This window comes from Anaerococcus lactolyticus ATCC 51172 (assembly GCF_000156575.1).
Classification (GTDB): domain Bacteria; phylum Bacillota; class Clostridia; order Tissierellales; family Peptoniphilaceae; genus Anaerococcus; species Anaerococcus lactolyticus.
In genome coordinates this window covers 66,213-79,943 of sequence record NZ_GG666046.1, presented here as the reverse complement: position 1 = coordinate 79,943, position 13,731 = coordinate 66,213, and the positions used below count along the sequence as shown (strand labels likewise).

Annotated in this window: 14 protein-coding genes; 1 reads left to right on the top strand and 13 read right to left on the bottom strand. The window is 36.8% G+C overall.

Going from position 1 to position 13,731, the window contains the following annotated elements:
- Positions 1–2: 2 nt before the first annotated feature.
- The 8 genes from HMPREF0072_RS04980 to HMPREF0072_RS04945 form a co-directional block, all read right to left on the bottom strand.
- Positions 3–887, bottom strand: a complete 885-nt coding sequence (locus tag HMPREF0072_RS04980; RefSeq protein WP_004827885.1) for a carbohydrate ABC transporter permease — start codon at positions 885–887, stop codon at positions 3–5.
- Positions 887–1,957, bottom strand: a complete 1,071-nt coding sequence (locus tag HMPREF0072_RS04975; RefSeq protein ID WP_004827883.1) for an ABC transporter ATP-binding protein — start codon at positions 1,955–1,957, stop codon at positions 887–889. Before HMPREF0072_RS04975 ends, HMPREF0072_RS04980 begins: the two co-directional genes overlap by 1 nt.
- A 13-nt stretch (positions 1,958–1,970) precedes the next feature.
- Positions 1,971–2,291 (bottom strand): hypothetical protein, encoded by a 321-nt coding sequence (locus tag HMPREF0072_RS04970; RefSeq protein WP_004827880.1) that lies wholly within the window; start codon positions 2,289–2,291, stop codon positions 1,971–1,973.
- Between the two features lie 88 nt (positions 2,292–2,379).
- Complete coding sequence (locus HMPREF0072_RS04965) at positions 2,380–2,784, bottom strand: SH3 domain-containing protein (RefSeq protein ID WP_004827879.1); 405 nt, start codon at positions 2,782–2,784, stop codon at positions 2,380–2,382.
- On the bottom strand, positions 2,784–3,440 hold the full coding sequence (locus tag HMPREF0072_RS04960) for a tyrosine-protein kinase family protein (RefSeq protein WP_004827877.1): 657 nt from the start codon (positions 3,438–3,440) through the stop codon (positions 2,784–2,786). Before HMPREF0072_RS04960 ends, HMPREF0072_RS04965 begins: the two co-directional genes overlap by 1 nt.
- On the bottom strand, positions 3,433–4,383 hold the full coding sequence (locus HMPREF0072_RS04955; protein WP_004827875.1) for a YveK family protein: 951 nt from the start codon (positions 4,381–4,383) through the stop codon (positions 3,433–3,435). Before HMPREF0072_RS04955 ends, HMPREF0072_RS04960 begins: the two co-directional genes overlap by 8 nt.
- On the bottom strand, positions 4,373–5,194 hold the full coding sequence (locus HMPREF0072_RS04950; RefSeq protein WP_231549517.1) for a glycosyltransferase family 2 protein: 822 nt from the start codon (positions 5,192–5,194) through the stop codon (positions 4,373–4,375). Before HMPREF0072_RS04950 ends, HMPREF0072_RS04955 begins: the two co-directional genes overlap by 11 nt.
- Positions 5,161–6,312 (bottom strand): glycosyltransferase, encoded by a 1,152-nt coding sequence (locus tag HMPREF0072_RS04945; RefSeq protein WP_004827872.1) that lies wholly within the window; start codon positions 6,310–6,312, stop codon positions 5,161–5,163. Before HMPREF0072_RS04945 ends, HMPREF0072_RS04950 begins: the two co-directional genes overlap by 34 nt.
- Before the next feature lie 136 nt (positions 6,313–6,448).
- On the opposite strand from HMPREF0072_RS04945, the gene gltS reads away from it, so the two are divergent.
- Positions 6,449–7,627: a sodium/glutamate symporter gene (gene gltS / locus HMPREF0072_RS04940; protein WP_004827870.1), complete on the top strand. Its 1,179-nt coding sequence runs from the start codon at positions 6,449–6,451 to the stop codon at positions 7,625–7,627.
- Positions 7,628–7,658: 31 nt separating this feature from the next.
- Here the strand turns inward: gltS and HMPREF0072_RS11075 are convergent, their stop codons facing one another.
- The 5 genes from HMPREF0072_RS11075 to mnmL form a co-directional block, all read right to left on the bottom strand.
- The gene (locus tag HMPREF0072_RS11075; protein WP_004827869.1) at positions 7,659–8,654 is read right to left on the bottom strand and encodes an NAD-dependent epimerase/dehydratase family protein; all 996 of its coding nucleotides are present in this window, start codon (positions 8,652–8,654) and stop codon (positions 7,659–7,661) included.
- A gap of 7 nt (positions 8,655–8,661) precedes the next feature.
- On the bottom strand, positions 8,662–9,243 hold the full coding sequence (locus tag HMPREF0072_RS04930; protein ID WP_004827867.1) for a DJ-1 family glyoxalase III: 582 nt from the start codon (positions 9,241–9,243) through the stop codon (positions 8,662–8,664).
- 88 nt (positions 9,244–9,331) lie between these two features.
- Positions 9,332–11,314 carry a transketolase gene (gene tkt / locus HMPREF0072_RS04925; protein WP_004827865.1) on the bottom strand — a complete coding sequence of 661 codons (1,983 nt, stop codon included), beginning with the start codon at positions 11,312–11,314 and terminating at the stop codon, positions 9,332–9,334.
- Positions 11,315–12,172: 858 nt separating this feature from the next.
- Positions 12,173–12,778 carry an isochorismatase family protein gene (locus HMPREF0072_RS04920; protein WP_004827862.1) on the bottom strand — a complete coding sequence of 202 codons (606 nt, stop codon included), beginning with the start codon at positions 12,776–12,778 and terminating at the stop codon, positions 12,173–12,175.
- Positions 12,763–13,695 (bottom strand): tRNA modification radical SAM protein MnmL/YtqA, encoded by a 933-nt coding sequence (gene mnmL, locus HMPREF0072_RS04915; protein WP_004827861.1) that lies wholly within the window; start codon positions 13,693–13,695, stop codon positions 12,763–12,765. The genes HMPREF0072_RS04920 and mnmL overlap by 16 nt, the downstream gene beginning before the upstream one ends.
- Between the last annotated feature and the right edge of the window lie 36 nt (positions 13,696–13,731).

The following is a 13,731-nucleotide window of genomic DNA, read 5'->3' as shown; positions in this document are numbered from 1 at the left end:
TCCTACCTCGCTATCTTTCTTATGATTGCTCTTTGGACAAAGGTCATAACTAAAAGGAATAAGAACAAAATCACAGCAGCAGCCATAGCCTGGCCATAGCGATATTCTACATAGAATTTTTTATAAATATAGAACACTGCGGTTACTAGCCTATTTCCTACACCCGCCTTACCATTAAATAGAGCAAAGATTTGGTTATAAACCTTAAAACTTGCTATAAAACTTGTCAAAAATAAAAAGGTAATTATATTTGTTAGCTGTGGGAGGGTTATTTTTTTAAACTGTTCCCAGCCACTTGCACCAAATGTGTCAGCTATCTTGTAATAATCCTTGTCGATACCCCTTAAACCAGCCAAAATAACGATAATATTAAAGGCAAGCCCATTCCATACACCAAAGATGATAGCTGCAAGCATATTGTAGTCAGGATTATTTAAAAATTCTATAGGCCCTACTCCAATAAAGGATAGCATGTGGTTGATAAAACCGTATTGACCATTAAATAAATACCTAAATACAATACCTACAGCGATGACACTGGTTAGGTAAGGTATAAAAAATATTGTTTCAAAAAACTTGTTGCCCCTAATTTTTTCATTCAAAATCAAGGCTATAAACATTGAGATTATGATTGATAAAGGCACAACTGTAATCGAATATATTAGGGTATTCTTCATGGCAAGGATGAATAATTTGTCATGAAAAACTGCTGGAAAATTTGCTAATCCAACAAACTCTGGCTTTAGGATATTATTGCTGTGGACAGCCATGTAAAAAGTCCTAAAGAGTGGATATACGTTAAATACTAAGATAAAAAACAGAGCTGGTAGAAGAAAGAGCCAAGCCTTGTTGGTGGACTCTGCCCTGTAGGTCATTTTCTTTTTCATTAGTAGACCCTTTCCCCATCTTCTGTAAATAGGTAGATTGCCTTATGGTCAACTGCTACCCTCACCTTATCTTTTGGATTTATCGCAAGGGCTGAATCAACAACCATCCTTGAGGCTTGTCCGTTTAAATTAAAGTGGAGGATCATATACCTACCAATCATCTCGCGTGACTCAACTTCAATTTCCAAATCTCCATTTGGGTCAAGCTTGAAATGCTCAGGTCTAATCCCTACTTGGTAGGTCTTACCACTAAGGTCTGATTTTTTTCTTGAATCAATTAATTTTTCTTTATTGATAAGTAAGTCCCCGTTGGCAAAGACATCTCCCTTATTTTCTACATCGTAAATATTTATAATTGGATTACCAATAAATTTCGCTACAAAAAGGTTGGCTGGTTCGAGGTAAAGATTTTGTGGTATATCATATTGTTGGATAACCCCCTTATCCATAAGGGCTATGTAATCACTGATTGAAAGAGCCTCTTCTTGGTCGTGGGTTACGAAAATTGTTGTTACTCCAACTGTTTTTACAATATTTCTAATCTCTTCCCTAATAGAAAGTCTAAGTCTAGCATCAAGGTTTGAAAGGGGCTCGTCAAGTAAGAGAGTCTTTGGATTTTTAACTAAGGCTCTAGCTATAGCCACCCTTTGTTGTTGACCACCTGATATTTCCTTTGGTCTTTTGTTTTGAATATCGGTAATATAGGTCAAATCCATATATTTTTGGGCAATCTTAATCGCTTCTTCTTTTTTAATCTTATGTTCTCCAACAACTAGGGGAAAGATTATATTTTCAAGAACAGTCATATGTGGATAGAGGGCATAATTTTGAAAAACCATACCAATATCACGGTCTTTTGGGTGTTTATTTACAATAGATTCACCGTCAAATTCTATATCTCCATCTGTTGGATCCAAAATACCGGCGATGATGTTAAGGATTGTGGACTTACCACACCCACTAGGTCCAAGCAGGGTCACCAAAGCCCCGTCTTTGATATCAAGGTTTACAGACTTTAAAGCCTCATAACCATTGTCGTAAATTTTCTTTAAGTTTTTGATATTAATCATATAGTCCTCTTTTTCATATTAATGGAAATCTTAATAATAAGTACAACATTACAACCATAAGGGCTATCCCAATCCAGGTAAAGGCATCAATTTGCTTTTGCAAAGCCAAAATCACCAGCGAAATCGATAATAAAAATAACAATAAATACAATTGCATGAACAAATCGCTATTTGGATTTATCACAGATACAACCAATAAAATGGCGGCAATAAATCCGGTGACCACACTTACATAAATAGATAGCTTCCTGCCATCCACTAGAAAGTTAATAAGGCTAATTACAGCAACTACCGTAAAGATTGGCATAAACATATTTTTTATTATATCAATCATTTAAACCTCTCTGCTTTTATTATAACATATCTTTATAGAAAGATGACATAAAATTAGAGGTTGTTAGAAAATTAACAACCTCATTAGCTTAATTTTTTGTTAAAAGGTCTGATCTTATATATCCAGTTTTGCCATTTACAGTTACCCTGGTCCAACCTTCAGTCTCTCCTAGGTTTAGGATTTCATCATCTGGTCCAACTTCAGAAACTACAGCAGAGTTTTCTGATGGAGCAAGACGCATATTTACAGTATCTTCCACCCTAAACTCAACCCCATCTGATATTTCATCCCTAACCTTATCAGTCACTTCTTCTTCAGTTTTTTCTTCTTTTTGATCTTCGTTTTCTGCTTTTTTTGCCTCATTTTCCTTAGTTTTTTCAACAGATTCACTTTCAACATTTTCAGGATGTCTTACTGATGTATATGAATCATTCATGCAAGATGTAAGAGAAAATACTAGGACTAGGGCTAAAATCGCACTTATCTTTTTCATTATTTGCCTCCAAAAAGGTCATCAAGTTCATTGTCTTCGTAGACATAATCTGAAATTATAACTCCCTTGATATCAGCACCCGCTTTTTCTAGCTGGCTTTTAGATTCCTCAAGGAGGTAAGATTTTAAATTTGCCTCTGTGCTAAAGATTACTGTCTTATCAGCAAGGCCACAAAATACATTAGACTCAGCTATGCCGATATTTTCCTTGGTATTTATAAATACATAGTCATACCTATCCTTGCAATCTGCAAAAAAATTAGTGATTGCAGAAGGCTCTAGGTACATATCTTCATATTCGCTAACCCTACCTGTCATTAGTAGGTGAAGGTTGTCACTTTCCCTAACAATAACATCATCAAGTCTAAAATCTCCCAAAAGACAATCAACAAAACCTCTTTTGTTGTAGAAACCTTTCATTTCTTCAAGTTCGTCTGCCCTTAGGTTTGCATCTATTACAAGGATTCTTTCATCCTCTTCTGCAAGATGACCTGCCATGATATAAATAGAATCCATTTTCATAACCATATCATCAGTCGCAGTAAAGGCAATCACTACATCATCAACTCCTAGGTTTCTTGTTAGCTTATCTTCAAGATTGTAAAAAGCTTGGAGGAGGATTTCTTTTTTTTCATCAACTTTTTTTCTTCTAAACATCTAAAGCTCCTCTCTGATATTTTGGAAGTTTGCCCAAAATTTCAAGCTTGTTAGCGTCTCTTTCTTCCTCGTTTACTTCCTCAGCCCTTTGCTCATCTTGTTTTCTTGCCATTTCTATATCTTTGCTATCTAACTTCCTTGTAGCTTCAAAGTCTTCATCAGCTACCTCATCTACTGGGCTAAGAGGTCTTGTTCCTTCCTTAACTTCTTCAAAAGGCTCCTCATCTTTATAAGATTGTTCAAATTCATCTTCTAAATCATAATCTTTATCGTCAATTTCGTCATCAAACTTATCTACTAAGGCTTCTTCATTTTCTTCGATTAAGTCTTTGTTCTTCTTAACCTGGTCCTTAGCTTTTTTTTCTAACTTTTTTTTACCCTTAATCCCACCTTTATTAAGCTTATGGTTGTGTCGACTTACAGATACTAGGGAGATTACAAGATAAATTACAAATCCTGCAAGGCCAGCATAAATCGCATAATTTAGAGTATTATCAACTGCGTTTGCATTTTTGTAGGCATATTCCATCACATTTGCCCCGGTGTTATAAATATTATTTATAACGGTCATTGACAAGTCAGCATACTCATCAGCAAGGTCTTCTGCCCTTAGCTTATTGGTATCTGTTACTGAAATTTCAATTATTGGTGAGCTTGCAATTGGTGTTAGGCTAAGTTTATTATCAAGCTTAGATACAGGCCAATCTATCTTTAAGTTTGCTAAGGTCCTCTCCTTAATCGCCTTGGAATTTAGGGTTGCTGCATAGCCCTCTGCAGGGTTAGTTTCAGTTAAATTTTCTACAGAAGTTGTAACAAGTTTTGCGGAAGCTCTATATTCCTTATAACCTGCAATATTGAGGCCAAAATATACAACCATGGCCACAATTACACCAGCTATAATAGATGATAAGAACGCTGTAAACTTCGATTTTCTATTTTCCATTATATCCTCCAAAATCTCTAGCACCCTCATACATTTTTTCTTTTGCTTTTTCTTTTTTTATTTCTCTAAGCATTTCCGGGTGCGAATACAGAAAATACCCTATATATAGTTTGTATAATCTAGGGAAAAGTGCCCTTGCTAGGACTCCCTTATCGTAGAAATACTTTTCATTATATCCTTCAAACCAGTTTGAATTATCGTTGTAAACCTTGGCAATTAGGCTTTTGTTAGTCCTTACCTTCAGTCCTTTTCTAATGGCTGATAGGATAAAAATCGAATCTTCACCAGATCCTATATTTGTCCCTGATCCAAAGAGAGTATTTAGATATAAATTTTCTCTCGCCAAGACTTCTCTTCTAAAAACAAAGTGGACTGATCCATACCTTAGACAGTTATAGAAACTAAGATTTTTTTCTTCCTTAACCTTAATTATTTCCTTGCCACCCTGGTAAACTATAGTCTTAAATACGAAAAAATCAACATCTGGATGTTCTATAAAACCATCTTTGATTCTTTCTAGATAACCCTCTTCAAAAACCTCATCATCATCTGCGAAAATAACTACATCCGCAGTTGAATTTAGAAGGGCAAGGTTACGGGATACCGCAAGGCCCCTTGTGTCTGTGGTAATCATTCTGATTTTTTTGCCACCATCATAGACTTCTTCATAAGCGTTTTTACCAGCCTGGTTTATAATAAGGGCATCACATTCTAAGTTAAACTTCTTATAAAAATTTATATCCTCCACATTCATAGCGGAGATTAACACTTCAACTCTCATAGTTTCCTTGTTGTTTCTGCCTTTTCCCAAGTAGCCTTTGAGCCACCCTTAAGTTCCTTATATCCTCCTAGGATTTGGGCGAGCATCATGGCGCAATAATATCTTGGAAAATAAAATACCTTACTCTTTGCTCCTGATAACTGGCCGATTACAGCTAGGGTGTAAAAGGCAACTTGGCCTAGGAAAAATAGTTTATAAAATATTCCATCATTTAAAACACCAAGGTTAGCTATAAATAGGACAATGTGAAAAAATGCCTGCATATACCTTAGGGTCTTATGGCCAAAGTGGAAAAACGAAAACCAACCATATTCAAAAATATTTAGCCTTCTTAGATTAGTAAAGATATTTGTAAGAATCCTTCTTTGCATCCTTACCTTTCTCTTAAACTCATCGGCTGTAGTTTGGCCCGCCTTTTCAACAGCGATTGCCTTTGGATTATAAAGGGCTCTCTTGTGGTTAAGTCCAGCATATAAAGGAAGCTCATAGTCATGGCTATTAACCAAGTCTATGTGCCTGTAATCCTTCTTTCTTACGGCATAAATCGCTCCATTGCCATTTACAATGGTCTTTATATTTGACTCGATTTTTCTTAGCTTAAGCTCAAAATTCCAATAGGTATTTTCCGCTACAGCAGAAGAAACATCCACATCTTCCATATAGATTAAAGATCCACAAACATATTCAATATCATCTGCTGTGAAATATGAAACAAGTTCGTCGATGGCATCTGTTTTAAACATAGAATTTGCATCTGAAAATACAATAATCTCGCCTCTTGCAACCTCAACAGCCTCATCTTGGGCATTGGTCTTGCCGAGGTGGTTTACTACGGTGTTGACTCTGATATTGTAAGCTGGGTTCTCTTTTATAAATTTTTCACAAATCTCAACTGTCCTATCATTTGAGGCATCATTAGCAATTATTACCTCATAGGAAGGATATTGAGTTTTTATTATGTTTTCTAACTTTTTTTCAATCACATCTTCTTCATTGTAGGCTGAGATTATCACAGAAACAAAAGGCTTATAGGAATAATCCTGGTCATTTTTTCTTTTGATAAACTTTTCCAAAATGAGAAGAACAAGTGGATAGCCTATCATTGCGTAAAATAAGGCAAATCCTGATAAGTAAAATAAAATTTTCATTCTTTCTCTCCTATCTTACTATTATATTATAAAAGGCATCGCCTTTTCAAGAAAAAGCCCATAAATATTGTTATTTTTACAAAAAAAACTATAATATTTCTACATCTTAGAATTTTTTTACCAAAAAGAGGAAACCATGACCCTACAACTAGATATCTTACAAAGCCTCGGCATAGCAATCATTGCCCTAGTCCTTGGCAACTTAGCAAAAAACAAATTTTCTTTTTTGAAAACTTTTTTTATACCAAGTCCAGTCATTGGAGGACTTATCATTTCTATTCTTGTCCTTATTTTAAAAGAAACAAAAATAGCAAGTGTAGAATTTGACAAAATCCTCCAAGATTTCTTTATGAATATATTTTTTACAGCCATAGGCCTTTCAGCTTCCTTTTCCATGCTCAAAAAATCAGGAGTCCTAGGTCTTAAGCTTGCCCTTGCCATAATAATTCTCTTGCCCCTCCAAAACCTAATCGGCGTGGGCTTAGCTAAAATTTTTGGCATCAACCCCCTCCATGGCATAGCCATGGGCTCAACATCAATGACAGGTGGGATTGGATCTGCCATTAGTTTTGGCAAAATCATGGAGAAAATGGGCGCTGAGTCAAATATTACCATAGGCGTCGCTGCTGCAACCTTCGGACTTTTAGCTGGCTCTCTTGTAGGAGGACCTACAGCAAGACGTCTTATCGCAAAAAATAATTTACAAAGCAAGGGGGCTCTTTCAAGGGACACCTTGGCTGATATAAAAGCAATTACCAACCAAAAAACTCTCACAAAAGCCATCATCATTATTGGACTTGCTGCTTTTTTGGGGACTTTTATCAATAAAATCCTTGCTAAAACTGGTCTTAACTTCCCTTACTATGTTGGTTGCCAGTTTGGAGGACTTATTGTAAGAAATGTCTACGACTTTATCAAAAAACCTATAGATATGGATAATATTGACCTGGTTGGAAATATTTCGCTCAGCCTTTTCCTATCCTTAGCCCTTATAAATTTAAATATTTCGGCTATCCTTACCCTTGCCGGTCCTATGCTTGTGATCATGCTTGCCCAAGCGATTTTTATCGCCATCTACACAAGTCTCGTAACCTTCAACCTCTTGGGGCGTGACTATGATGCGGCTGTAATGGTTGCCGGTCACTGTGGGGTTGGCCTTGGTCAAACCCCAAATGCCATGGCAAATATGGAAGCAATAATCGAGGAAAAAGGCCCCGCAGATGCCAGCATGTTCATCTTTCCTATAGTCCTTGCCATCGCTGTTAACTTCACCAACCCTATCGTGATTACATTTTTTATAAATCATTTCTCATAAAAAAAGACTGTTAATTCAGTCTTTTTTGCTCTTATTCTTGTTTTTTCGCCTTAACTGGTGTTCCTTTTAGGTAGAGATTTATCATTTCGGTTAGGTTTTCGGTCAAATCTTCTTCGCCCAAATCAAAATCTGACTTAAGGCTTAGGTCCATGGTCATAGTCCTTAGCATATTTACTTGGCTTATCCCATGTTCAAGTCCCTTATTATCAGTGATTTTCATGTCCTTTTCATAGGCTGGGAGCAGGTCGTCGAAGGTTTTTTCAACCAGAGTTTTTTCGCCTGTTTTTTCCATAACTTCAATTATTTTTTCATATATTTCCTTGTAGGAAATTTTTGAAGTTGCAACAACATAGGTCTTCTTATCTCCCTCAAGCTCTAGGGCATAAATCGCAGCCTTGGCTAGGGCATCGGCTGATATTATAGGAATTACTCCCTTTGTAACAGGAATTTTTTTATTGGCCTTAACCAAGTCAATGTGGGCTTCCAAAATTGATTTGTTTGCCTTGCCGATTACCACGCCCGGTCTTAAAACAGACACATTCATTAAAGGTTCTGCCTCAAAATTTGCTATGGCTTCTTGCATAAACCTGGTTTGGATATAAGGCTCCTTGTGGTAGCCATTTTCCCTCAAACTTATATTTTTTTCAGCAAGTTCTGTCTTATAGTCTCCCAAAAGTAGGAAATTTTTGATGCCAGCACGTCTAGCAAGTCTAGCAACCCTACCTGTTGGCAAAACATTTCTCTCATAGAAAAATTTACCACAAGGCTTTCTTGGCACAGATAGGTCACTAACTCCACCAGCATAAATAAAGCTATCACAATCATCCATAAGTTTTATAGCTTCAGCATCTGAAAGAGAAAAGAAATCCTGCAAGAAAAATTCAAGATTAGGTAGCCCCTCAAGATCACTCGGTCTAATGAGATCGACTGCCTTCACAGCATATCCAAGCTCAAGCGCATATTTAATTATCGTCTTGGCAAAAAGATTTGCCCCACCTAGTATAAATATTTTCCTGACGTTTTTCATGATTTTCCTAAAATTCTATATCAAAATAATTTTCAACAGCGACATGTTGGGTGCCATACTTAATTTCTTCTTTCGCTTCCTTGCCCTTGATAAGCTCTATAAGCCTAAGAGCCAAATAATTTGTAACAGCAGCACCCCTACCTGTTGTGACATTGCCATCTGTTACTACTATTTCATCATCCATATATTCCCCAACATTCTTAAGTTCTTGTTTGATTGTCGGAAAAGATGTCGCCTTTTTATCAGCTAGGACACCTGCCTTATCAAGGACAATTGGTCCTGCGCAAATCGCTGCTATTAATTTATTTGCTGCCTCAAATTTTTTTACAATCTCTATTACCCTATCATCATCCCTTAGAGTTTCTGCACCCTTGGTACCACCTGGTATATAAACTCCATCGTAATCTTCTGGATTGATTTCTTCAAGCAAATAATCAGCCTGATATCTTACGCCATGACTTGTCACAAGGTCCTTAGACCCTGTTGTTGATACCATGTCAATTTTGATATCTGCCCTCCTAAGATAATCCACAACTGTGAGTAATTCTATAGTTTCATTGCCATCTGCAAGTAATTCTAATATTTTCATATTTCCTTCTTTCCTAAGGTTATTCTCCTATTATTATATACAATTTGCCACAAAAAAGCTATGGTCTTTTAACCATAGCCTTTAAAATTTAATAAAATTTTTGTTTTATCCTTGCTACAATATCTTCAGTATTAAAACCGAGTTTCTTAGCAACATCTCCACCTGGTCCTGAAATACCGAACCTGTCAATTGAGATATTCAAGCCATCAAGACCTGTAAATTCTCCCCAACCAAAAGATGTTCCCATCTCGATTGAAACCCTATTTCTAACTTCACTTGGGAGGATTTTTTCTTTATAACTAGCATCTTGGGCTCTAAATAATTCCATAGATGGCATAGAAACAACCCTCACAGCCTTGCCTTCTTCTTCAAGTACCTTTGCACATTCTATAGCAACAGCCACTTCTGATCCTGTTGCAATTAGGATTAACTCTGGATTTTCAACATCTTTTATGATGTAGGCGCCCTTTTCAATTGATTTTAGGCCCTCAGTTTCTTCAAGGTTTGGTACATTTTGACGGGTAAGGGCAATTACAACTGGCTTATCCTTGCTTTCTAAGGCAATTTTCCAAGCAAGTCTAGTTTCATTAGCATCTGCCGGTCTAAGAACAAGAGTGTTTGGGATTGACCTAAGCATAGCAAGTTGCTCGATTGGTTCGTGGGTTGGTCCATCCTCACCTACTGCCACAGAATCGTGAGTCATCACATAAGAAAGTGGCAAGTTAGACAAAGCTGATAACCTTACTGCAGCCTTTAGGTAGTCAGCAAAGACAAAGAAGGTTGATACGTGATGGAAACTGCCACCATGGGCCATAATTCCATTACCTATGGCTGCCATAGCAAATTCACGCACACCATACCAAATATTTCTGCCTGCAGGGTCATCTTTGAAAGAAACAGAGTCAACTATATTTGTCTTGTTTGATGAGAATAGGTCGGCAGAGCCACCCCAAATATTTCTAGAAACTTTTGCAAGGTCTTGAAGAATTTCTCCACTTGATGCACGAGTAGCGATTGGCTTATCTTCGTGGCTATATTTTTTAACCTGATCGAGGAAATTTTCTGGAAGTTCTCTATTGATACCAGCCATTAATTCCTTATAGTCAACCGGATATTTTTCAGCATATTCTTCTAAAAGCTTATCCCAAGCTGCGTTAGCTTCTGCACCACGCTTGCCAATGCCATTTTTAAAAGTTTCATAGATATCATCTGAGATAACAAAATCATCGTCTTCCCACTCGTAAGCTTTTTTAGCAAATTCAAAGTCTTCTCTTCCAATTGGTGCACCATGAACCTTGTTTGTTCCTTGGTTCTTAGAACCAAAACCAATCACAGTCTTAATTTCAATTAGGCTTGGCTTATCATTTTCCTTAGCCTTTTCGATTGCCTTTAAAATTGCTTCCAAATCTTCTCCATCTTCAACCCTGTCATAGGCCCAATTTTGTGCAAGCACCCTGTCCTTCACAGATTCAGAAAAAGATGTAGAAAGATTTCCGTCAAGACATATATCATTTGAATCATAGAGGATAATTAATTTATCAAGCTTTAAATGTCCAGCAAGACTCATAGCCTCATAAGAAACACCTTCCATAAGATCACCATCACCACAAATAGCATAAGTGTAGTGGTCGATTATCTTAATATCTTCCTTATTATATAAACCGGCTAAGTGTTTTTCAGCTGCAGCAAGTCCCACAGACTGAGCTATACCTTGACCAAGTGGACCTGTCACCACCTCAACACCAGGAGTCAGCCCAAGTTCAGGATGGCCTGGAGTAATAGAACCAATTTGCCTAAAGTTTTTTAAATCCTCAATACCAACACCATAACCTGATAAATGTAGGAGGGCATAGAGCATAGCAGAACCATGGCCAGCAGATAAGACAAACCTATCCCTATTAAAAAAGCTAGGATTAGAAGGATTTGCCTTTAAAACCTTGTTGAATAAAGCATAAGCCATAGGGCTAGCCCCCATAGGTAGGCCAGGATGACCAGAATTAGCCTTCTCAATTTGAGCGATAGATAGGGTCCTTATAGCATTGACAGCCTTAAAATCATCTTTGTTAAACATTAAATCTCCTTTGATAAAAAAATTTTCCCAAGAAAACGTTAGTAATTTCAAGGCTATTATACTCTTATAAAATCCTTATTCCAAATGTAAAAGTTAGCAAGAAATTGACAAAAAAATATTATGTTTTTAGCCTAGAATATATAAGGTCTTACTGTTTTGTAAGATAAAAATCCATTCGAATATCCTGCTCCTTATTTCATTGGATTCCTCGTCGACGGTAGTTTTCGGATTAAGACTTCGCCAAACGGCTTGCTTCATCTCGAAAATCCTCGATTAAACAATTTCATCAATTTACTTTTTTTACTGTGCCAATTCCATTAGCAATGGCGTTAGTACTACGAGTAAGACTCATCCAGCAATGTTTGGCGAAAGCCAAACGAGCTTAAAAAAATAATATTTCCATAATTAAAAATCTTGAGATAAAGAATTTTGTAAATGAAGGAGGCGTTAAAAAATTTGATTGTCTGAGCGCAAGCGAGTTATCAAATTTTAGCCGACTGAATGTCAAAAAACATAAAATCTAGTCCAACCTAAACAGGGGCTCCTCTATATTAAAAGTTTGCCATAGGCAAACACAATATCCCCCGCGAGGGGTCGCCCGGAGGGTGTAACGGAAGGGGTTTTAAAGGGGACCCGATGAGGGAACGTGCGAAACGTTCCCTTGGGGTCCCCTTTTTGCTAAGATTCAATTGTAAATAAAATAGTTATTTAAAATATAAAATAATTATTTAATATTATAAAGAAAAGATTGTTTCGTCTCGGACGAAAAGCTAAGGATAGTATTCTTTTTATCTCCGTCACTATAGGTGTAGTTTTCCCCCACAAAATAGTCATTTAGGTAAGTCTGTGATTTTTCTCCTACTTTCTTAGTTCTTTTACCAAATTTGACACAAATTTAAAATTAGGGTCTTTGCTGTCAACTGCGAGATCAAAGAGGATTAGCTCTGTATTTACAAGAACAGCCCCCATATCTCTTAGGGATTTTCTCGCAATTTTCTTAAGCTCATCGCTATAAGATGAGATGGCATCGTCAACATAAAATACATCAAGGCCTAAATCCAAAAGGCTTCTAATGGTTTGGTAGATGCAAATGTGGCCCTCTGCGCCTGTCACAAAGACTTTTTCAATTTTATTTTCCTTAATGAAATCATAAACTTCTGGTGTTAGGGCATTGAAACTTGTCTTGGCAAAAATTTTGTCTTCCTCAATTTCTGCCAAAATTTCTTCATCAGACCTGCCAAGTCCCTTTGGATATTGCTCTGTTGCCAAAACTGCCATGTCATATTTTTTGAAGGCCTTGATAAGACCAACTGTATTCCTAGTTGTCCTTTCGCCCTTATCCATAGTTACCATAAGCTTAGGCTGGATATCAACTACCAAAAGTAGTGACCTATCCTTGGCAGTATAAGTTCCTTCTTCGCTTAGTGAGTTTGTAAAAAATCTCTTATCTAATTTTCTTTCCATAAGTCCCCCTGTCTAAAATTTTTATCTTTCATCATTTTATCGATACTTGTCAATATCTTAGCCTTGTTCTTTGACCAAAGAGGGTAGGCGATTTTGTCATTTATCCCATCGCCTGTCAACCTATTTATAACTATCTCTGGTCTTAACTTCCTAAGTATTTCTACCACTATTTTAACATATTCTGCCATATCCATGCTATAGGCAAGTCCCTTTTCTTGGTAAAATTTTTCAAACCTGCTAGCTTTTTCTATGTAGAGGTTGTGAATTTTAATTCCCCAGACGAAGGCCTCATTGATGTAGGCTATATCCTTCATGTAGTCATCAAAATTTTCATAAGGCAAACCAACAATCATATGGACTAGGACCTTGATGCCACGAGCCTTTAACTTCCTAAGACCCAAGTTGAAAGTCTCATGGTCATAGCCCCTATTAATAAGCTTGAGGGTCCTATCATTTACACTTTGCATCCCCAGCTCAACTACCAGAAAATATTTCTCATTAATTTCTTCTAATAGGCCGAGGACCTCATCCGACAAGCAATCAGCCCTAGTTGCTATGGCAAGGCCAATCACATCATCAGCTGAGAGTGCTTCATAATAAATTTTCCTAAGTCTAGCGACTTCGCCATAGGTGTTGGTGAAGTTTTGAAAATAACCCAGATAGGCCTCAACTCTTCCTTCCTTTGATAGCCTAGCCTTTTGATAGGAAATTTGATCTTGTATAGATTTTTTTCCAAATGTCCATTCACCAGAGCCTGCCTCGGAGCAAAAAATGCACCCTTCTTTCGATAGGCTTCCGTCCCTATTGGGGCAGGTAAAGCCCCCATCTAAGGGTAATTTGATAATTTTTTTTTGAAATTTTTCCTTCATATAGGAATCAAAGTCCCTATAGCGTTTTTTATTAATTTCAAGACTCATAGTATTAATATACTCTATTTATAAAAATCCCTAAAA